General features: G+C 37.6%; 21 protein-coding genes and 1 riboswitch. Of the genes, 14 read left to right on the forward strand and 7 right to left on the reverse strand.

Translation table 11 applies throughout. The annotated features are described in order from the left end of the window. Positions 1 to 32: 32 nt before the first annotated feature. The 4 genes from J2S74_RS10165 to J2S74_RS10180 are packed head-to-tail and all read right to left on the reverse strand — an operon-like array spanning position 33 to position 3,959. Positions 33 to 1,073 (reverse strand): ABC transporter ATP-binding protein, encoded by a 1,041-nt coding sequence (locus J2S74_RS10165; RefSeq protein WP_307325034.1) that lies wholly within the window; start codon positions 1,071 to 1,073, stop codon positions 33 to 35. Next, positions 1,063 to 2,079 carry an ABC transporter ATP-binding protein gene (locus J2S74_RS10170; RefSeq protein WP_307325035.1) on the reverse strand — a complete coding sequence of 339 codons (1,017 nt, stop codon included), beginning with the start codon at positions 2,077 to 2,079 and terminating at the stop codon, positions 1,063 to 1,065. The genes J2S74_RS10165 and J2S74_RS10170 overlap by 11 nt, the downstream gene beginning before the upstream one ends. A gap of 21 nt (positions 2,080 to 2,100) precedes the next feature. Further along, positions 2,101 to 3,024: an ABC transporter permease gene (locus J2S74_RS10175; RefSeq protein WP_307325036.1), complete on the reverse strand. Its 924-nt coding sequence runs from the start codon at positions 3,022 to 3,024 to the stop codon at positions 2,101 to 2,103. A 17-nt stretch (positions 3,025 to 3,041) separates the two neighbouring features. After that, positions 3,042 to 3,959: an ABC transporter permease gene (locus tag J2S74_RS10180; RefSeq protein WP_307325037.1), complete on the reverse strand. Its 918-nt coding sequence runs from the start codon at positions 3,957 to 3,959 to the stop codon at positions 3,042 to 3,044. 426 nt (positions 3,960 to 4,385) lie between these two features. Here J2S74_RS10180 and J2S74_RS10185 point away from each other — a divergent pair, with 426 nt between their 5' ends. The 8 genes from J2S74_RS10185 to J2S74_RS10220 all read left to right on the forward strand — a co-directional run bounded on the left by J2S74_RS10185 (position 4,386) and on the right by J2S74_RS10220 (position 12,268). Beyond that, positions 4,386 to 6,113, forward strand: coding sequence for a glutathione ABC transporter substrate-binding protein (locus J2S74_RS10185; protein ID WP_307325039.1), 1,728 nt, complete (start codon positions 4,386 to 4,388; stop codon positions 6,111 to 6,113). A gap of 170 nt (positions 6,114 to 6,283) precedes the next feature. Beyond that, positions 6,284 to 6,436, forward strand: coding sequence for a hypothetical protein (locus J2S74_RS10190; protein WP_307325041.1), 153 nt, complete (start codon positions 6,284 to 6,286; stop codon positions 6,434 to 6,436). A 216-nt stretch (positions 6,437 to 6,652) separates the two neighbouring features. Next, positions 6,653 to 6,772, forward strand: a riboswitch (TPP riboswitch). Positions 6,773 to 6,928: 156 nt separating this feature from the next. Continuing rightward, on the forward strand, positions 6,929 to 8,704 hold the full coding sequence (thiC, locus tag J2S74_RS10195; protein WP_307325043.1) for a phosphomethylpyrimidine synthase ThiC: 1,776 nt from the start codon (positions 6,929 to 6,931) through the stop codon (positions 8,702 to 8,704). An 87-nt stretch (positions 8,705 to 8,791) separates the two neighbouring features. Then, entirely contained in the window at positions 8,792 to 8,995 is a 204-nt protein-coding gene (locus J2S74_RS10200; RefSeq protein WP_307325046.1) for a hypothetical protein, read from the forward strand. 100 nt (positions 8,996 to 9,095) lie between these two features. After that, positions 9,096 to 10,823 carry a LysM peptidoglycan-binding domain-containing protein gene (locus tag J2S74_RS10205; protein WP_307325048.1) on the forward strand — a complete coding sequence of 576 codons (1,728 nt, stop codon included), beginning with the start codon at positions 9,096 to 9,098 and terminating at the stop codon, positions 10,821 to 10,823. Positions 10,824 to 11,042: 219 nt separating this feature from the next. Next, positions 11,043 to 11,321, forward strand: a complete 279-nt coding sequence (locus tag J2S74_RS10210; RefSeq protein ID WP_307325051.1) for a DUF2071 domain-containing protein — start codon at positions 11,043 to 11,045, stop codon at positions 11,319 to 11,321. After that, positions 11,314 to 11,562, forward strand: coding sequence for a DUF2071 domain-containing protein (locus tag J2S74_RS10215; protein WP_307325053.1), 249 nt, complete (start codon positions 11,314 to 11,316; stop codon positions 11,560 to 11,562). Before J2S74_RS10210 ends, J2S74_RS10215 begins: the two co-directional genes overlap by 8 nt. A 43-nt stretch (positions 11,563 to 11,605) precedes the next feature. After that, positions 11,606 to 12,268 carry a reverse transcriptase-like protein gene (locus J2S74_RS10220; RefSeq protein ID WP_307325056.1) on the forward strand — a complete coding sequence of 221 codons (663 nt, stop codon included), beginning with the start codon at positions 11,606 to 11,608 and terminating at the stop codon, positions 12,266 to 12,268. A gap of 52 nt (positions 12,269 to 12,320) precedes the next feature. Here J2S74_RS10220 and J2S74_RS10225 read toward each other — a convergent pair whose 3' ends face one another. Then, positions 12,321 to 13,559 carry an ATP-binding protein gene (locus tag J2S74_RS10225; RefSeq protein WP_307325059.1) on the reverse strand — a complete coding sequence of 413 codons (1,239 nt, stop codon included), beginning with the start codon at positions 13,557 to 13,559 and terminating at the stop codon, positions 12,321 to 12,323. Positions 13,560 to 14,393: 834 nt separating this feature from the next. On the opposite strand from J2S74_RS10225, the gene J2S74_RS10230 reads away from it, so the two are divergent. Then, positions 14,394 to 16,130 (forward strand): ABC transporter ATP-binding protein, encoded by a 1,737-nt coding sequence (locus tag J2S74_RS10230; RefSeq protein ID WP_307325062.1) that lies wholly within the window; start codon positions 14,394 to 14,396, stop codon positions 16,128 to 16,130. Positions 16,131 to 16,200: 70 nt separating this feature from the next. Here the strand turns inward: J2S74_RS10230 and J2S74_RS10235 are convergent, their stop codons facing one another. Then, positions 16,201 to 16,851, reverse strand: coding sequence for a YdeI/OmpD-associated family protein (locus J2S74_RS10235; protein ID WP_307325065.1), 651 nt, complete (start codon positions 16,849 to 16,851; stop codon positions 16,201 to 16,203). Positions 16,852 to 17,033: 182 nt separating this feature from the next. On the opposite strand from J2S74_RS10235, the gene J2S74_RS10240 reads away from it, so the two are divergent. The 4 genes from J2S74_RS10240 (at position 17,034) to J2S74_RS10255 (ending at position 19,269) form a co-directional block, all read left to right on the forward strand. After that, positions 17,034 to 17,858, forward strand: coding sequence for an aldo/keto reductase (locus J2S74_RS10240; protein WP_307325067.1), 825 nt, complete (start codon positions 17,034 to 17,036; stop codon positions 17,856 to 17,858). Positions 17,859 to 18,023: 165 nt separating this feature from the next. Beyond that, positions 18,024 to 18,524, forward strand: a complete 501-nt coding sequence (locus J2S74_RS10245) for a redoxin domain-containing protein (protein ID WP_307325069.1) — start codon at positions 18,024 to 18,026, stop codon at positions 18,522 to 18,524. A 43-nt stretch (positions 18,525 to 18,567) separates the two neighbouring features. Beyond that, a complete protein-coding gene (locus J2S74_RS10250; RefSeq protein ID WP_307325072.1) occupies positions 18,568 to 19,002 on the forward strand; it encodes a glycine/sarcosine/betaine reductase selenoprotein B family protein in 435 nt (144 codons plus the stop codon). 27 nt (positions 19,003 to 19,029) lie between these two features. Further along, complete coding sequence (locus J2S74_RS10255; protein WP_307325073.1) at positions 19,030 to 19,269, forward strand: hypothetical protein; 240 nt, start codon at positions 19,030 to 19,032, stop codon at positions 19,267 to 19,269. A 134-nt stretch (positions 19,270 to 19,403) separates the two neighbouring features. Here the strand turns inward: J2S74_RS10255 and J2S74_RS10260 are convergent, their stop codons facing one another. Beyond that, the gene (locus J2S74_RS10260; protein WP_307325075.1) at positions 19,404 to 20,153 is read right to left on the reverse strand and encodes a hypothetical protein; all 750 of its coding nucleotides are present in this window, start codon (positions 20,151 to 20,153) and stop codon (positions 19,404 to 19,406) included. A 210-nt stretch (positions 20,154 to 20,363) separates the two neighbouring features. Between J2S74_RS10260 and J2S74_RS10265 the strand changes: the two genes are divergently transcribed. Beyond that, positions 20,364 to 21,416, forward strand: a complete 1,053-nt coding sequence (locus J2S74_RS10265) for an LLM class flavin-dependent oxidoreductase (RefSeq protein WP_307325078.1) — start codon at positions 20,364 to 20,366, stop codon at positions 21,414 to 21,416. The last annotated feature ends 193 nt before the right edge of the window (positions 21,417 to 21,609 follow it).

Below are 21,609 nucleotides of genomic sequence, written 5' to 3' on the forward strand. Positions count from 1 at the left end.
AGGGGTAATTTTCCCTTTTAAGACGACCTCTCTTAACTTTCTTGTCTAACATTTCTTAAGTCTCTTGTTGCTTCGTGCTCACCTGAGTGAATTTCCTCAATAAAGTGACAAGCTGCTTGATGACCCTTCTTCATATGATTACGAGTTTCCAGTTCAGGAGATACAGACCTACATTTATCTACTACGAATGGACATCTCGTGTGGAAGCGACATCCTTCTGGCGGGTCAATAGGGGAGGGGACGTCCCCCTTAAGGATAATACGATTTTTCTTAATATCAGGATCCGGCACTGGTATAGCAGATAATAATGCTTTTGTATAAGGGTGTTGTGGATTCTTAAAAATAGAATCTTTATCTCCGATTTCCACAATTTTTCCTAAGTACATAACAATGATACGATCCGATATATGACGAACTACCCCTAAATCATGGGATATAAATAGGTAGGTTAGGTTAAACTCCCTTTGGAATTTCTTTAATAGATTTAATACTTGTGCCTGAATAGAAACGTCCAGTGCAGAAACCGCCTCGTCACAAATAATTAATTTAGGATCAACGGATAACGCTCGTGCGATACCAATTCTTTGTCTCTGTCCACCGGAAAATTCATGTGGAAATCTATCAGCTTGGAATGGTTTTAGTCCAACTGTTTCCATTAGCTCTGCGATACGATCATTTCTTTCCGACCTTGGGACCACGTTTTGAATTTCCATAGCTTCGTTTAGTATTTGTCGTACCGTTTGACGAGGGTTTAATGAAGCATATGGGTCCTGGAAAATAATTTGCATGTCTTTTCTCGTGCGTCGCAATTTGCTTTTACTCAAGGAAACGATATCTTCTCCATTAAACTCTACTTTTCCATCCGTTGGTTCATCTAATCGTAAAATGGCACGGCCAGTTGTTGACTTACCACAGCCTGATTCCCCTACGATACTTACAGTTTCACCTTCGTAAACGGTAAAGGTTACATCATCTACAGCTTTTACATGGTTAATAGTCCGGCCGAATATACCACCTTTAATAGGGAAGTACTGTTTTAAATTTTCTACTTTTAAGAGCTCTTTACGGTTCATATACTTTCACCTCCGGGTCACCGGTCCATTCATCAGTATAGATCCAACAGCGAATTTGTTCACCAAGACCAATTTGTTCAAGTTCAGGTAATTCATTATGGCACTTCTCTGTGGCAAATGGACATCTAGGTGCAAAACGGCATCCAGTTGGCATCTCATCTGGACTTGGTACAGTCCCTTTAATTGGAATTAATTCTTCTTGATCTACGTCACTACGAGGTAGTGAATTTAATAACCCAACAGTATACGGATGTCTTGGGTTCTTAAATAAAGTCCTAACATCAGCATATTCCACTACTTTTCCACAATACATCACGGCAACGTAATCGCATGTTTCTGCTACTACCCCTAAATCGTGTGTAATCATAATAACAGACATGCCAAGTTCATCCTGTAACTCTTTGATTAATTCTAGTATTTGTGCTTGTATGGTTACGTCTAATGCAGTAGTAGGCTCATCGGCAATGAGCATTTCTGGTCTGCATGCTAAAGCCATTGCAATCATTACCCGCTGGCGCATACCTCCAGACAATTCGAATGGATATTGATCAATTCTTTTCTCTGGAGAGGGGATACCTACAAGCTTTAGCATTTCAATTACTTTTCTCTTGCTTTCTTTTTTCCCTAACCCTTGGTGGATTTTATAAGATTCGCTGATTTGTTCACCAACGGTATAGGTAGGATTAAGAGATGTCATAGGTTCTTGGAAAATCATGGAGATCTGATTTCCACGAATTTTTCGCATTTTTCTCTCATTATAGTCTACTAAATTATCTCCTTTATAGAGGATTTGTCCTCCCTTAATTTTACCTGGATTATCTATCAATTTTAGTATAGATAGGGCTGTAATACTTTTACCGGAGCCAGATTCACCAACAATTCCTATCGTTTTCCCTTTAGGTACATCGAAGGTAACTCCATCGACTGCCTTTACTTCACTGCCATCGTCTATAAAAAACGATGTTTGTAAATCCTTCACACTTAAAATATTTTCTTCTTTGCCCATAGAAATACACCTACCTTTCTATTACCCATTTAAATCAATACGTTTATTTAGGTATCTATACGATATATCTACAATTAAATTTACAAGAACGAACATAATGGAAATGACGATAATACTAGCTTGAACAGCTGGAAAATCTCTTGCCATGATAGAATCAATGACATATCTTCCCATACCGTTGATTGCGAATACGGTTTCAGTTAATACCGTACCACTTAACAAAGTTCCGAATTGTAGACCTGTAACAGTAACTACTGGAATTAAAGCATTTTTAAGAGCATGGCGATAAATAATAACACGTTCACGAACCCCTTTTGCTCGTGCTGTACGAATATAATCCTGTGAAATAACCTCTAGCATACTTGATCTGGTCATTCTAGCTATGACGGCTGCACCGGCAGTACCAAGGGTAATAACTGGTAGTACTACTTGACCTGGAGAACCCCAACCTGTTGGTGGGAACCAACCTAGATTGATAGAAAACCATTGCATTAACATTAAGCCTAACCAGAAGTTTGGCATAGATAGACCAAATAAAGCAACGAGCATAATGGCTACATCGGCAAAAGAATACTTTCGAACTGCCGAGACAATTCCAGCAATAATACCCATGAAGATACTCAATAAGGTACTATATATGGCTAGCTCAATGGTCACCCAAAACTTTGGTCTTAACTCGTCAATAATCGGTAAACTATTTCGCATGGAAACACCGAAATCCAAAGTTACTACTTTCTTCAAAAAGTTCACATATTGAACAGGTAATGGATCATGTAATCCAAGTCGCTTTTCAATTCTTTCTACCACTTCTGGTGGTGCCGTTTCTCCTGCCATAAGCTGCGCTGGATTACCAGGAGTCAGGTGCATCATCAAAAATACTAATATCGTCACACCAAACAGAACAGGTATTAATTGAAATATCCGACGTATTATATAAGTTATCATAATAGTTGCACCCCTCTCTAATTTTTCATTTTTGGATCTAACGCATCTCGAAGACCATCACCAAAGATATTAAAGGCTAGAACTACTACCAAAATTGCAAGGCCAGGGAATAAGGTTATATGACCTGCATCTCTCATGAAGCCCCGTCCGTCATTTAACATGGCCCCCCACTCAGGTGTTGGTGGCTGGGCACCTAAACCTAAGAAGGAAAGACCAGCAGCAGTTAATACTGCCGTTGCAATGTATAATGTGGCATTTACAATAATAGGGGACATAACATTTGGTAAAATATGTTTGAAAATAATTCGACCATCTTTCGCCCCAAGTGCACGAATAGCATCAATGTATTCTAGTTTTTTAGTGGCGAGAGTAGAGCCTCGAACAATTCGTGCAAAGCCAGGGACAGAATAAACGGCTACAGCAATAGTTACATTTACTAAGCTTCCTCCTAATATGCTTACGATAGCTAATGCTAATAGAATTCCAGGGAATGCTAAAAGAACATCGATGATCCTCATAATCACAGCATCCACTTTTCCTCCGTAATAGCCCGAAATAATTCCAAGTGGAACCCCGACGAGTGCTCCCATGAAAACGGAAACAAAACCAATTCCTAACGTTAAGATCATACCGTGAAGAATTCTAGAAAATATATCCCTTCCCATATGATCTGCACCAAACCAGTACTCAGCTGAAGGCCCTTGGAATCGATCGGGCAAATTTACGGCACTTGGAGAATGTGGTGTAATTGTTATTCCAAACAACTGAAATACATGTACAATGATGGAAACAACAATTAAAAACAGAATTACGTAAAAGCTAATTAAAGCAGCTTTATTTTTCTTAAAGCGCTTAATTAAATCTTTCCTGGCTTTTACTCTTGGATTTAAACTTGCGTTGGTTGTTACTGCTGCTTGTACAGCAGGATCGCTCATAATAAGCCCCCCTTATTTTTATTTATCTAAAGTTTTTTTCATAAAAAAACTATAAAAAACGTTGGAACTGTACAATACCTATTTCTATGTTACTTTTCTAAAGTAATGTTGCTTGGAAAATACGAGTATTATGTATTTTATTATTTGTTAGTCAATTTTTCCGATAGTTTATTATATTCCGAAAAACAAATAAACACTTTTGTCATATATAGTTTCTCTTATAATGAAATTGCACATTAAATATTACTTAATAGTGAAGAGCTTACTTTTCGACACGTTTCTACTAATAGGAACAGTAACTACTAATCTATTTCAAATTATAATATAATTTTTTAAAAAAACAATCTTGATTAAATTTTCCAAAAATTATATATTATTTGTAGCCTTATAAATAGGCAACATTAAAGAATTTAAGGGGGTAAAAAAATGAAGACAAAATTTGCTTGGATTTTTGCTTTAATGCTTGGTTTCATCCTAGTGTTATCAGCGTGTGCCGGAACTGGTGACGTTGAACCATCAGACGGTGGTGCAGACGAAGATGAAACTGAAGAAACTGGTGATGACAATGGTGGCGATGATGCTGCTGTAGACAGCGATGGTGACAATATCGTTATTGCTGTATCTTCTGATCTAGTATCACTTGATCCCCACGGAAACAACGATGTTCCATCTAGTAATGTTCGTTCTAACCTTTATGAAACTTTAGTAAAACAAAATGAAAACATGGAAATTGTTGAAGGTCTTGCTACAGACTGGGAGCCAGTGGGCGACAATGCTTGGAAATTCACTTTACGTGAAGGTGTTAAATACCATGATGGCACTGAGTTTACAGCTGCTGACGTTAAGGCAAACTTAGAACGAGTTCTTGACCCAGCAATTGCTTCTCCACGTGCTTTCTTATTCAACATGATTACTGACGTTACAGTTGAAAGTGATTATGAGGTTGTTATTACAACAGAATATCCATTCGCACCTTTACTTTCTCACTTAGCACATGATGCTGGTGGTATGTTAAGTAATGCTGTTATTGAAGAGGATTATGCACAAGCTCTTGAGGCAGCAGGTTTAGATCTTACTGTTGAAGAGTACTATGAGTTACGCGCTGCCGGCGGTGATGAATTTGAAGAGGTTGTAGGTGAAATTGCTGAGCATGTTGGATTATATGCTGCTCAACATCCATATGGTACTGGTTTCTTCAAATTAGAGAGTCGTAATTCCGGTGAGCAAACAGTTCTTTCCCGATTTGAAGATTATTGGGGAGAAAATGCAAAGCCAGCAACAGTTACATTTAAAGTTGTTCCAGAACCAGCAGCTCGTGTAGCTGAGCTAGAAACTGGTTATTCTCACATTGCTGATCCGATTCAGCCTACAGATAAGAATTACGTGAATGACCATGCAGATACATTTGTAAATGTTCAAGAATCTGTAAGTTTATCTTATGTTGGATTCAACACTCAAAAAGCACCATTTGACGATCCTAAAGTGCGTCAGGCAATTTCTTTAATCGTTGACCAAGAAGCAATTATTGAAGGAATCTATCAAGGTAATGGTATTCCAGCAGTTGGACCATTAGCACCTGATGTATTCGGTTATGATCCAGAAGTAGACGGATTACTTCATGATCTAGACCGCGCCCGTGAATTACTTGAGGAAGCTGGATACGCAGATGGATTCTCAACTACTATTTGGACAAATGATAACGAGCAACGCGTTGAAACTGCTCTCTATATTCAGCACGTATTAGGTGAATTTAATATTGATGTTGAAATCGAGGAGCTTGAGTGGGGTGCTTACTTAGAGAGAACTGCTAATGGTGAGCATGACATGTTCATCCTTGGTTGGTCTACTGTAACAGCAGATGCTGACTACGGTATGTATGCATTATTACACTCTTCTATGCATGGATCACCTGGTAACCGTTCATTCTTATCTGATGATACACTTGATGAATTACTAGATGCTGGTCGTCGTGAGACGGATCCAGATGCACGTCTAGCAATCTATCGTGAAGCACAAGATCTTTTAGTTGATCTTGCTCCAATGATCTATGTTCACCATCAAAACTATTTGACTGGTGTTAGAAACGAAGTTCAAGGATTCTGGGTAGACGCATTGGGAATCTATCAATTAAAGGATGTTACATTATCTAATTAATGGTTAATATTAATATACAAAAACCTCCTATTGTGGCTTTGCTTCACTTTAGGAGGTTTTGTTTTGGGGTCATCCTATACCTCTCTATAAACCTAAATTCCTTCCTAATGAATTTCATAAACCATTATAAAAAAACAAATAGTATAGATAAGGAAGGGAAGTGATGTTTAGTGGAAAAAGATCATAAGAAGACGGCACCAAATGTCTCAGGGAGTTTTCAAGTATCAAGTGAAAAACAGCAAGAGGGACTTAAAGATCTTAAGGAAGAAAAAAAGTTAGACGAAGAATCCTTGTATTATGCTCGTTTGTTTATGGAAGATTGAGGTATTTGGGTAGAAATATGTTTTTTTAGCTCCCCCTAAACTTGAGATAAGGGGGAGTGGTTCCATAAAAGTTTATTATAATAACCACCAAGCTGATGTTCATTCATCAATAAAGGATTCACTATATTGGTTATTTTGTATAAATTTTCAAAAAACGCTTGACTCACTATGTGTAAATTGGTATTTTTTATATATAATTAAATATTATAGTTGTTGAAGTTCTACTAGGGGAGTCCAAAATAGCATGGACTGAGAAAGGGATGCATTTTTTTAATTCCTTGACCCTTTGAACCTGATCTGGGTTATACCAGCGTAGGGAAGTAGTATAAATCAATGAAGGGGAATTTTGCTTAAATTATTGTACAGACATTATTTTATTGCCTTTTATTGCTATTTGTACATCCAATCGGGTTCTGAATTATCAGAATCCGATTTTTTTTCGCTATGGTGTAACTTAGTTCTTATTTAAATAAGACTAAGGAGGAGAAAATGATGTCCATTCAAAAAGAGTTAACCATTGAATTAAAATCACAATTTCCAGCAAGTAGGAAGGTGTATGTACAGGGGACAAGACCTGACATTCAAGTACCAATGAGAGAAATAACCTTAGAACCATCGAGGGGAGACTTTGGTGAGGAGGAGAATGAACCGGTCAGAATATACGATACAAGTGGACCTTACACCGACCCTGTATATGAGGTGGATGTAATAAAAGGTCTTCCCCCATTACGTCAAAACTGGATCCTCGAGAGAGGGGATGTAGAAAACTATGACGGTAGAGAAATCAAGCCAGAGGATAATGGGTTTAAGGAGGGGGATCCAAGGGCTAACCTAGAATGGTTTCCTAACTTAAATAAAAAGCCTTTACGGGCACATCGCGGGAAAAACGTCACCCAGATGCATTATGCAAGAAAGGGAATGATAACACCTGAAATGGAGTTTATTGCCATACGTGAAAGTATGGATCCTGAATTTGTACGAAAGGAAGTGGCAAGTGGTCGAGCGATTATACCAGTAAACATAAATCACCCAGAAGCAGAACCGATGATTATTGGACGAAACTTTCATGTAAAAATAAATGCTAATATAGGTAATTCTGCAGTATCTTCCTCTATCGAACAAGAGGTGGAAAAAATGACGTGGGCAACTCGTTGGGGTGCTGATACGATCATGGATTTATCTACAGGAAAGAACATTCATACAACAAGGGAATGGATTATTCGTAATTCTCCTGTGCCAGTAGGGACAGTTCCAATTTATCAAGCCTTAGAAAAAGTGAATGGAATAGCAGAAGATTTAACATGGGAAGTGTATCGGGATACCTTAATTGAACAGGCAGAGCAAGGGGTCGATTATTTTACCATTCACGCAGGTGTACTGCTCAGCCATATTCCACTTACTGCAAAACGGATGACAGGGATCGTTTCCCGTGGAGGTTCCATTATGGCCCAATGGTGTTTAGCTCATCATAAAGAAAGCTTCTTATTTACTCACTTCGAAGACATATGCGAAATCCTAAAAGCTTATGACATTTCTGTATCATTAGGAGACGGATTACGTCCAGGCTCTATTGCTGATGCCAATGATGAAGCGCAATTTGCGGAGTTGGAAGCGTTAGGAATATTAACAGAGATTGCTTGGAAGCATGATGTTCAAGTGATGATTGAAGGGCCAGGCCACGTGCCAATGCATTTAATCAAGGCGAATATGGAGAAACAGCTGGAAATTTGTAAAGAGGCCCCATTTTATACATTAGGACCGTTAACAACAGATATAGCTCCAGGTTATGACCATATTACATCAGCAATTGGTGCAGCACAAATTGGCTGGTATGGAACTGCTATGCTTTGCTATGTCACACCAAAGGAGCATCTAGGCTTACCGAATCGTGAGGATGTCCGTGAAGGAGTAATTACTTATAAAATTGCAGCACATGCGGCAGACCTGGCGAAGGGACATCCGGGAGCACAAATTAGAGATAATGCCCTTTCTAAAGCACGTTTTGAATTCCGCTGGAACGACCAATTTAATCTTTCGTTGGACCCTGAAAGAGCAAGGGAATATCATGATGAGACATTACCTGCAGAAGGGGCAAAAACAGCACACTTCTGTTCCATGTGTGGTCCTAAATTCTGTTCTATGAGAATTTCACATGATATTAAAAGCATGGCACATGAAAAGGGTCTAACAGAAGAGGAAGTAATTGAAGAAGGGATGAAAGAAAAAGCAAAGGAATTTGTTGATAATGGGTCAAATATATACAAATAATAATCCAGATCCTTATTGTATAATGATGGGCTTTATGTGATAGACCTCTTCTATTTTGGTTATAATAAAAGAGGGAGGTTTTCAGATATGGAAGTTACATTTAGGCGTGAGCTAACGAGCGGTGAAAGGGAGCAGATAAGACAATTTGTTGGCTACTACCGTGGAATTGCGAGCTTTAAAGGTGACTGTATAATGGAAGTGAAACCTAAAGAAGCCTTTTCGGAAGCTGAGTTACTTGCTACATTAAAATCTTTGGATATTCCCATAGATAACGTTGATGTTTTGTCATAACATCAACGTTTTTTTTAGTAGGGAAACTTTTACACTTATATATTGGTGATATATGCACATCCCTAAAAAAAGAAGTGGCTATTTCTTTAACTTGGTAGAAATGGGGGTGTTTCTTACGGGCAATCGAACAATAATCCTAATATTACTTATTTCATTATTATCTGCCTGTACACAGCAAAATCAACTAAATAATGAATGGAGTCTTCAGCAGGAAGGTGAAAATAGCTATTCTTTAGAACAAGATGTCGGTGTAGACGAAGAAGGTTCGAGAAGGATTTTGACAGAAAATAACGTCCAGCAACAAACGGATGGAGAAGTCCAACTAGAAGAGAATGATGAAAGATATAATAAGCTTACAATTGGTGAGAATAAGGATCTAACGATTGACTATAATGAGGATTTCCTTGGAAAGTTAGAAATGGAAATGGGAAGGGAATATAATGGAGCAAATACACCAGACGTGCCAGGTGCTTTAAGTGGAAGTGGTGTTAATTTAGTGGTAGATGGTGCTAGGTTAAATCTTAGCCCTACTCCATTGCTTGATAACGGCAATACGTTAATTCCAATTCGTGCTATTTCCACTCACTTCGGAGCAGGGGTTTCTTGGGACGAAAGGACAAGAACCGTTGGGATTCGGAAGGGTGATACCAATATATCCTTTGTTGTTGGATCAACGTTAGCTAGGGTTAATGGAAGACAAGTATCCGTCCCACCATCAAGAATTATTAATGGCTCTACTTTCGTTCCAATTCGATTTATATCTGAGACCTTCGGTTATGAAGTTCAATGGAACAATGGGTCTCGAACCGTTTCCATTGATACAACACCGAAGACAAATAACACAACACCAAGCCCCACTTCCCCACAAACACCTACTACCTACACAGTTGTAGCTGGGGATAGTTTATGGAGTATTGCTAATCGATTTGGTTTAACAGTAGATGAGCTACGTTCATTAAATAATTTAACTGGGGATACGATACGGGTTGGTCAAACCCTGATAATTTCTCGTAACGGTAGTCAACAGGAGTCTACACCAGAACAAACACAGATGCAAAATTATACGGTCGTTTCTGGAGATTCACTAAGTGGCATAGCTAGCCGTTTTAATACTACAGTAAATGCAATTAAAACAAAAAATAATTTAACTTCTGATGTTATTCGAGTGGGACAAGTTTTACGAATTCCTGGTGCGGGTAGCGGAGGATCCCCCAACCAATCACCACAACAAGGGGTAACTAAGACATATATAACACATACGGTACGATCTGGAGATAATGCTTGGAATTTAAGTATTCAATATGGCATCCCAATGCTTGAATTATTAAAAGAAAATAATTTAACTATTAATAGCGTACTGCAGGTAGGTCAACGTCTTACCATTCCCGTTTACGACGTCCCAGTCAGACCTGTTGTGAGTTCAAGACATGGGGAACTATTAGATTGGTGGACTGAAGCTAGATATGTATTTCCAATTGGTAGGGATGCTACAATAACAGACTTTGCTACAGGGACAACCTTTAGGGTAAGGCACACCATGGGTGGTAACCACGCAGATGCAGAACCTATTACTTCCACTGATGCTCAAACAATGAGGCAAGTATGGGGAGGTAACTTCTCTTGGACTCCTAGGGCAGTCATAGTCTCAGTCGATGGAAGACGGTTAGCTGCAGCTATGCACTCCTTTCCACATGGAGATCATTCCATAAGAACCAATAATTATAATGGGCACTTCTGTATTCACTTTCTAAACAGTACAAGACATAATGATGGGTTAATTCAAGATTCTATGCAGCGGCAAGTTCGTATTGCTGCGGGGGTTAATTAGTTAGATAGGAGGACCTGTGAAAGTAATTTCACAGGTCCTTCTTCGGATCCGACATTATATGCGAGGTCTCTGGTATTGATTAGTATTGGTTTAATATGGTTGACATCGATCTTTACAACGCCTGAAGTCATAATTGTGAACTGATATTTAAATATTAGTTCCTTTTTTGTTTGATTCATTTCTTTTGGTTATATACTAATAATGGAAGGGGGATGAGAAGTGAAGGAGCTAAAAAAAGTAAAGAAAGAAGCCTATGCAAATCTAAAAGGATATTGGTGTTTGCATCAAGTATGGAGCAATATTTTGTTAGTACATTTTCCAGTTCCTAAATCTATTATACGCCCATTAATTCCCCGTTGCTGTCAGTTAGACACCTTTGATAATACTGTATGGATTAGTGTTGTTCCGCTGAGAATAGGTGTAAAGGGTTTTGCAAAAATCCCTTTTATACGGTCAATTCCAGAGGTAAATGTAAGAACATATATTAAATATGGATAATTATTGGTTAACAGAGCGGTATAAACTTTATGCTGTAAGTAGTAATGGGATTTATGAAGGATTTATCCATCATAGACAATGGCCTTTACAACCCGTTAAAGTCACTATTGAAAAAAATTCGTTAGGATCAAGTTTAGGTGTTCCAATAGGAGTAAATCCTTCTATAGTTCACTATGCTGATAATTTAATGGTTAGGTCTAGTTTCATCAGAAAAGTTGGACATATTGAAAGTGTGAGTTAAAAAAGTCTTTTTTATTTGAAATGTTAAAAAAGGTGGTCATAGTGTGAATGTGAGGTTAGAGATTAGTTATAAAACACCAAAAGGAACGGAAACTACATTTAGTTCAAATGAAATGGGTGCTGAAAAAGCCATATTGATTGCAGAGGATTTAGAAAGAACCGGTCGTTTAAAAAAATTGACGTTTATAGATAACCAGGAAACAACATGGACAATGAAGGAATTAAGAAAATTCATGGAAGGCATCCAAACAGAACCACATAATATCACTGTATATTTTGATGGCGGTTTTGACTTAGAAACAAGGATGTCGGGGTTAGGGTGTGCCATTTATTATGATAAAAATGGTAAATCCTTTCGATTACGAAAAAATCAGTTAGTGGATTCGTTAAAGTCAAATAACGAGGCTGAATACGCAGCTCTTCATTTTAGCCTACAAGAATTAGAAATATTAGGGGTTCACCATTTGCTGGTAAAATTTGTAGGGGATTCCCAAGTAGTGATTAACCAGTTAAAAGGGGAGTGGGCTTGTATGGAGGAGGAACTTAACAGATGGGCAGATCGTGTTGAGGAGAAAATGAAACAGTTAGGTATTAATCCCGAGTATTCCATTGTTTCAAGGAAGGGAAACCAGGAAGCGGACCAATTAGCTTCTCAAGCTTTAAAAGAGGTGGAGGTAATGAGTACAATACAGATCAAAGGAAATTGATTAAAGAGGATGTCTAAAGAGTCCCTTTATTACCTTTAGAGACATCCTCCTCTTACACCGGGATTGTAATAGTAAATGTTGTTCCCTTCTCTTTTTCACTTTCAACTTTTATTTTTCCCCCAAGTTTATTTATCGTATTGTATACAACCATCATTCCTAGGCCTGTACCTTCGGTTTTTGTTGAGTAATATGGTTTTCCCACTTGTGTTATTTCTTCTTTTGTCATACCGACGCCAGTATCCTTAATTTGAATAACAATTTTCTTTTTTTGCTCCTTTACAATTACAGTTAATGTCCCACCATTCTCCTTCATTGATTCTATGCCGTTTTTATATAAATTAACTAATGATTGTTGAATTTGATTTTTATCATATTTAAGGAATAAACTATTATTAAAATGATATTTCAACTTTACTTTATGAAAATTGGCATATGGACCCATGATGTTATTCACATACTCAACTTCCTCTTTTAAGTTTGAGTAAACCATATTTTCTGCTTGGGGCTTAGCCAATGAAAGAAAGTCACTAATAATTTTTTCAGCACGGTTCAATTCTTGTAATGAATAATCAATATATTCCTTTTCCTCTTCGTTAATGCTCGGGGATTTGCTAAGTAATTGAAGGAAACCACTAGTAACCGTAAGTGGATTTCTTAATTCATGTGAGATACTGGCAGATAATTCACTGCTAATATTCAGTCTTTCAGAGTCTAAATACATTTCACGAACCTTCTCATTATAGATAATCTTTTCTATTAGCATTATAATCACCACGGTACCAGTAACATGAATAGATAGAACGTTGATTACGATAATCCAGTAGTCCCGATTTAAAGTTTCGTAAAATAAGCTATAAGTGGAAAGGTATAATATCATTGCACATAAAGAGATTATCCCCGCTATCAAAACACGTTTTGCAGAGTCTGCTGCAATAAACTTTTTACTCCATAGGGGGATGAGTAGGAAATAGATAATAGAAAAAATTAAAGATAAAAAAACTCCACTTCCACCAATGAAAAAACGATAGATGTTTAAAACAACAATGAGTGGAAAAGCAATGGAGTATCCACCGAAAAGAGAAGCAATAATAAATGGTATATACCTCAAATCAAAAATAAATCCAGGGACCAAATTAATGGGGTAAGTCATACAAAGGATCATTGATAATGAAGCAAGTATGAATACAATCAGTTTATTTCGATAGATGTTAATTCTATTTTCGAAAAATATTAAATACATCAAAACCGGGAAAAGTAAAAATAGGAAATTTACAAGCAATGTTTCTGTCATGGTAAGCCTCCTTTCAAATATATTAAGAAGGGCTGCGTTTTTGTTTTATTATTATTTCGCAAAATAATTTAAATTAACCGAATAAATGTGGGGGAGGATGGGTGACGTTTTATATAATTTTGTTGAAAAATCGACAAATTACTTTACTGTACACTATGTTACACTAATTGGATTCATAATAATCGAATTAAATTTAAATTAGAGGTACGGTTTCAGGTCGAAATTAGTCTAAAAATTCTGATTTAAATAATAGGTTGACTATGTTACCATTGATTTTAATATTAACTTTTAAAAAGGGAGGCAATTAGATGATTAATCCACCAGTGGAAGAAAATAATGAGCAACCAATTTTTGAGGAAGAAGATGACTTTTATATTTTATGGGAGCAGGATCGTCTCTAATTGAAAATAAATGGTTAAATAGGGGGGCTTAAACAGCCTCTCTTTTTTAGTTTATAAATAAAAAATCAGCGTATAGTCGCTGATTATAAATTAATAAATACTTTTTATAAATACTAGTATAGACTTCATCACCAAAGTTCGTTATTTTTATTATATACCTTTATATTTAAGTAGATTGCCAAAATTAATGTGATTACATAGAAGGTAGCCCCTGATACAGAATTTGCAGAGAATATTTCTATTACTTCCATTTCATCACCACCTTTTTTATACTTTATCATTTAAATTAATCAAATTCAACAAAAATTCATAATTATGTAACAATTATCTATTGACAATACGAATATATAAGAGAATTTTTTGGTAACTGTTATTGATTATAAAATCTAATTTAAAACAAGAATATACATCGTGTTTGTAATAAGGAGTAGTTATGAAAGATAAGCGTAGGGAAATAAACTCATCTAATCCATTTATATCACTGATTTTATCAACAAACTTTCCGAAATGGCCTTTTGTTTTTGGAATATTAGGTAGCTTAATTACAACAGTGGTTGGTCTTTCCATACCTTTATTAACAAGGGAAATGGTGGATGGTTTTTCTGTTGAATCCATTAGTGTATTCCTAATCATAATACTTGGAACAGCATTCATTGTACGGGCAGCAATTGACGCATTCTCAAGATATTTTCTTGCTTTCGTTGGACAAAAAATAGTTGCTGCACTCCGGGAAAAGATGTTGTCAAAATTAATTCGACTGCCGGTTAACTATTTTGATCGTAAAACAAGTGGAGAATCGGTCAGTCGCGTAGTCAATGATACTGGAATTGTCAGAGATTTAATCTCCCATCATTTTCCCCAGTTTATTACAGGGATTGTTTCTATCATTGGATCTGTTATTATACTTGTAATTTTGGATTGGAGAATGACTGTATTGATGATAACCGTGGTTCCCGTAACAATCCTCATCATGCGTCCACTGGGAAAAAAGATGAGAAAAATCGCTACGGGATTACAAGACGAGACGGCAAAGTTTTCTGGAAAAATACAGCAAACTATCGGTGAAATTAGATTAATGAAGGCTTCTAATGCGGAGGGTATAGAGGAAAGGAAGGGTAAATCAGGGATAAATAATTTATTGTCCTACGGCTTAAGGGAGTCTAAGATACTGGCAGTAATAGGACCACTAATGCAACTAGTAATGATGACAGTTGTTGTCATGATCATCGGTTATGGAGGTATTCGTGTTGCGGAAGGTACTATGACCACAGGCTCCCTAGTTGCCTTTATCCTGTATTTGTTTCAAATTATTATGCCCCTTACTGCCTTTACCATGTTTTTTACTCAGTTGCAGAAGGCAAAGGGAGCTACAGATCGAATGATTGAAACCTTAGATTTGAAAGAAGAACAGGGTCAAGGAAATATTGAAATGAATATTAGCAACCAGCCTGTCTATTTTGAGAACGTATCCTTTCACTATAATGAGGAAGAACCTGTCCTCAAACATATTTCCTTTCATGTTGAACCCGGGAATACGGTGGCCTTTGCTGGACCTAGTGGCGGCGGAAAAACAACGGTCTTTGGTTTATTAGAGAGATTTTACGAGCCAACAGAGGGACGTATACTCATAGGAACAATGCCAATAAAGGAGCTTAGTATTGCTTCATTGCGTAGTCAAATTGGCTATGTTTCTCAAGATAGCCCAATGATTGCAGGTACAATCCGTGAAAACCTATCTTACGGCATAGAGACTCCAGTAAGTGATGACCGTTTATGGGATATGGCAAAAATGGCCTATGCTGATCAGTTTATTGAAGAGTTTCCTAATAAGCTAGATACAGAAGTGGGAGAGAGGGGGATAAAGCTTTCTGGAGGACAACGGCAACGTATTGCCATTGCAAGGGCCTTTTTAAGGGATCCAAAGATCCTCATGATGGATGAGGCGACAGCAAGCTTAGATAGTCAATCAGAGAAAATTGTTCAACAGGCATTGTCGAGACTTATGGAAGGTAGGACAACCTTTATAATTGCCCACCGCCTATCTACCATAGTCAATGCGGATAAAATTATTTTTATTGAAAAGGGGGAGATCACTGGTATAGGAACTCATAAAGAATTAGTTGAAACCCATCACCTGTATCGTGAGTTTGCTGCCCAACAATTTTCCTAGGTTAAAGGCTGGCCGCTGCGTTTATGTATTGAATGTAAATTTGAACGCAGAGGAGTTATCTTTGTAAAGGTTATTTTTTCTTTTGTCTATATAAATCAATGGATTTATAGCCCTGGGAGAGAATATCAGTCATTTCGTTGAAACGCTTGTCTCTTGTTTTTTGCTGCTTCGCTGAAAAGATATAACGTGCCCAATCCCTCTGATAACCTGGCGTTAAACTTTGGTAAAACTCAAGTTCTGCACCGTGGTCAGCTAATAGTTTTTCTATATCCTTCACATTGTCTTCATAATCTGCCACACATTGACTAGTGACAGGTGATTTTGCTGTCTTCTTTTTCTCCCGCTTTAAACCAACTACTGTGAAGATGTCATCCATGCTCACCATTCGAGAAAATTTAACATCACTATCTCCAACATAACCATCTTCTCCAACTTTGAGTGCAGGAAAAATTTCATCTCTATGGACGAATGTTTCATAACGCTTGTTTCCCTTTTTCGGATAAGCAAAAAATAGGTAACCTTTTTCCACTAATAAGTTATCTTGAATAACCTTTTGTGTATATGCTACCATTTCATCAATGTTTTCCACAAAAATAAAAATGGCATCATGGTCTTTCGAGAGTGTAGTAGCTTTATTCGGAAAAGAGTTGTAATCTTCAGGCTCATTAATAACGGCCATATTTTTATATTTTGTAAGCTTTAATTTATCAATAATGGACATAACTGTCCCCCCTAGTTTTTCTATAAATATATCATTGACTAAGCCTGTTCACAAGAAACACTTTTCCATCATTTTTACAACTGACTAAAAAATGAAATACCGTTTTTGAAGTGAAATCCTTTGATAAAATGCCAAGGTATTCCTTATAATTTTGATAGCTATATTTTAAAGGAGGATTCCCTATGTATGTGACTTTAAACAATGGTGTAAAGATGCCGCAGCTTGGTTTTGGAGTATTTAAAGTAAAGGACGGAAGTATTGCCACGGAGGCAGTGAAAAAGGCAATTGAAGTGGGGTATCGATCTATCGATACGGCTGCAATTTACAAAAATGAAAATGGTGTAGGGCAAGGAATTAAAGATTCGGGAATAAATCGTGAAGAATTATTTATAACCACAAAGGTGTGGAATGGAGATCAAGGCTATGAGAAAACATTGAAAGCCTTTGAGGAAAGTCTTGAAAAACTAGGCTTAGATTATGTAGACTTGTACTTAATACATTGGCCAATGCCGAATGTTGATAAATACGTAGATACATACAAAGCATTAGAAAAGCTATACGAAGATGGTCGTGTTAGAGCTATAGGTGTTTGTAACTTCCAAATTCCCCATTTAGAACGACTTCTGAACGAATGCAAAGTTAAACCCGTCTTAAATCAAGTGGAATTACATCCTTATTTCTCACAAAAAGAGCTTCGTGATTTCTGTGAAAAACATGAAATTTTCGTGGAATCGTGGGGACCATTAATGCAAGGTGGGGAAGTTCTTAATCATAAATTGATTAAAGACCTAGCAGCAAGCTATGGTAAAACTCCGGCACAGGTTATTATTCGCTGGCATTTACAAAATAATCTTATCGTTATCCCAAAATCGGTTACTCCATCCCGTATTGAAGAAAATTTCGATGTTTTCGATTTTGAATTATCATCTGAAGATATGATGAAAATTAACGGTTTAAACCAAAATAAACGAATAGGTGCTAACCCGGACGAATTTTATCGTATGTAAATCACTGTTAAAACAGCCCTCCTAAAGGAGTGGCTGTTTATTATTTTACCTAGATTAGGAACGAGTAAAAGAATTTTCATAAAATTTGTGGGTAAAGTTTGTCGATTTTGTCGATACTGTTATTGTTTAAAATAATTAGTTGGAAAAGGAAAGGGGAGATATTATATGCCTCAAGGAGCTACGGAAACAAGTACTCTTAAAGTGGGTGATAAAGCACCTGATTTTAAGCTGAAAGCCCACGGTGATCGTATGGTCACATTAAGCGAATACCAAGGTTCCAAGAATGTATTTTTATGTTTTTATCCTCTAGATTGGACACCTGTCTGAGGTGCTCAAATGCCTTCTTACGAGGATGATTTACCTCGTTTTGAAGATTTTGATACCCAGGTCCTGGGTATAAGTGTAGACAGTGTTCATAGTCATGAAGCATGGCAAAAATCAATCGGTGGAATTTCTTATCCACTATGTGCAGATTTTTACCCGCACGGAGAGGTTGCTGAAAAATACGGTGTTCTCCGTAAAAATGAGAATGAACCTGCATATGGTGCCTCTGAACGTGCCCTATTTATTATTGATAAAGACGGTATAGTTCAGTGGATTGACGTTCATCCAATAGATAGGCAGCCAGATAATGAAGAATTATTCGATGTGTTACGGAAACTCTAGGTAATCCGTTAAAAACCTGAAGGAAAAGGGAGGTTGTGTATGGATGGAATTATCTAGAAAAGCTATTCCATATACCCCCGTTGATAAACCTTTGCATGAAACTACAATTATGATTGTGTCCACATCCGGAGTACACCTTAAGGATCAGGAGCCGTATAATACAGATCCAGCAGAAGGGGATGCAACCTTTCGAATTATTCCTGGGGATGTGGCGGCAGAGGACTTGACAGTAACTCATGCAGCCCCTAAGGACCATTATAATACAGATTATCCAAAAGAGGATATTAACTGTGTTTTTCCCATTGATAGGTTAAGGGAGATGGTTGATGATGGAGACCTTGGGGGAGTAGCGGAAAAGCATTTAACCATGATGGGGTACTCCATGCGGTTAAATAAAATTAATAAGGAGACAATTCCAGCGTTGGTGAAAGAAGTGGTTCGATCTAAAGCGGATGCTGTTCTCCTTACTGCTGGCTGACCTCTTTGTCACCGCACTGTAGTTACAGTGCAACGTGGGATTGAAGCACAGGGGATTCCAACATCTTTGATTACATTGGATGTGGAGCAGTCCAGTTTAATGAGACCACCCCGTGCCATTCATCCAAAAGGGTTTCAATTTGGTCACTCATTAGGGAAGCCAAATGATGTGAAGACCCAAATGAAAGTATTAGAAACAGCGCTCGCAGAATTAATGGAGCGTCAAGAGCCAGGCAACATACACGAAGTACACTTCCCAAGCTATTAAGAAAGCATGGGATTAAATGAAGATAGTACAAGGGTGACACAAATATGTTTTATTTGTTGTCACCCTAAAAATTTTTGTCAGTCATATTGGGAAATTAATGGCCAGTTTCAATCGCTTTGAAACCGGCCTTATTATTATGTGGTCCAGCGATCTACTGCTAAACCTACTAAATACCATTCTCCTTCGTACTCCTCAAATGCAAGAATGAGATTTGCCCAGTTCAACTGATCTTCATTTGCTGCAACCAAATAGTTAACGAAGTCAGCTTCTGGGTACTCCTCTTCCACATTAACAGGTATGTTACCATGAGATTCGATTTTATTAACTGCAATCTCTTGTGATTCTCGGCTGAAATCACGAATATAGATGTACTCTTCATAGTATTGGGAAGGTGTCATGACAATGGGATGTCCTGAACCATCTTCCGTACCCCATTCATACTCCTCCGTATCTTGAGCAAACGCCGTAACCTCTTCAGCGGTGAATAGTAGGTCTTCTTCTGGATTTACATGTCCATAAGGGGAAAATCGAATTCCTTTATCAGGATGAACGTAGGTAGCTAGGCTTTCGAAATTTTTATTTTCTAATGCAATTACTACATTGTCAGCCCTATCCTTAAGGTAATCTTCATCTGCAGCTGTCTCATCAGAACTATTTGAATTATTTTCAGTTTCCTGTAATTCAGACTCAAGCTCGGCAATTCTATTATCCCTTTCCACTAATTGATCCTTTAATTGTTCATTTTGTTCGTTTAGCTGTTCAATATCAGCTTGAAGTGCCCCTATTAAATCGTCCGTGTTCGCCTCATTAACATCATTACAGGCGCTTAGCAATAGAATTAATACTGCTATTATCCATGTTGAGGTGAACATCCTACTATGCAACAGTAATCCCTCCTAAAGTTTGTATTATGTCCAATAGGTTCCCCATTTCGTATTATATTAAACACATCGGTTAAAACGAAGTTCTCCAAAAGTCGTTCAGCTTGAAATCAAATTCCAAAATCCTCAAAATAAGATGTAATAAGTTATATGTTTAGATAAGGATAGAACGTAATTTCATACATTTTACATTTTGAATTGGAGGCATTCTCAATGGAAATCGGTATCAGTACCTTTGTAGAAACAACACCAGACCCGGAAACAGGGGAGGTTATTACTCATGCTCAGCGATTGCGGGAAGTGGTAGAGGAAATCATTCTTGCAGATCAAGTTGGTTTGGATGTGTTCGGAGTAGGGGAACATCATCGGGAAGATTTTGCTGCATCTTCTCCTGCAGTACTTTTAGCTGGTGCAGCAACACAGACAAAACGAATTAGGTTAACTAGTGCAGTAACGGTTCTATCTTCCGACGATCCAGTTCGAGTATTCCAGGACTTCGCTACCCTTGATGGTATGTCTAATGGACGAGCAGAAATAATGGCGGGGCGTGGTTCCTTTATAGAATCCTTTCCATTGTTTGGATATGACTTACAGGACTACAATGAATTATTTGATGAAAAATTAGAGTTGCTATTAAAAATCTGCGAATCAGAAAAAGTCACTTGGCGAGGTGGCCATCGACCGGCCATAAAAAATAGAGGTGTGTATCCTCGACCTGTCCAAAATCCATTGCCAGTTTGGGTAGGAAGCGGTGGTAATCCTGAATCAGTCATCCGTGCTGGCCAGCTTGGGCTACCTTTAGTCCTGGCCATTATTGGAGGTAGACCGTTACAGTTTGCTCCACTTGTTCAATTGTACAAGAAAGCTGCAGCACAGGCAGGACACGATATCTCTAAACTTCCCGTGGCATCCCATTCCCACGGATTTATTGCAGACAGTACAGAGAAAGCTGCCGACAAGTTTTTCCCGTCCACTCAGCAGGTGATGAACGTAATTGGGCGAGAGCGTGGATGGGGACATTATGATCGTTCTAGTTTCGACGCTGCAAGAAGCTTTGAAGGGGCCTTGTATGTAGGTGATCCAGAGAGGGTAGCGGAAAAGATAATTTATCTCCGGAAAAATGTTGGTATTACCCGTTTTATGATGCATGTTCCTTTAGGAACAATGCCGCATGATGACGTAATGAGAGCTATTGAATTATTAGGAACTGAGGTTGCACCAAGAGTACGTGAAGAAGTCTCAACATGGGAAAAAAATCAAAAATAGATTTATTGTTGGCGGTACGTTAAACGTGAACTAAAAAAGGAGGTTGGGACATAACTAAAGTGTTTAAATGAAAATACGAACAATGCATTACCATAGCGAAGTATATTTCCGAAGCGATTTTAATATGCACCAATTATAATCTCTATTTCGTTCGGATTTGTCATTTATAAAAACACTTTTGTCCCAGACTCTT

Source organism: Evansella vedderi (genome assembly GCF_030813435.1).
Taxonomy (GTDB): Bacteria; Bacillota; Bacilli; order Bacillales; family Salisediminibacteriaceae; genus Evansella; species Evansella vedderi.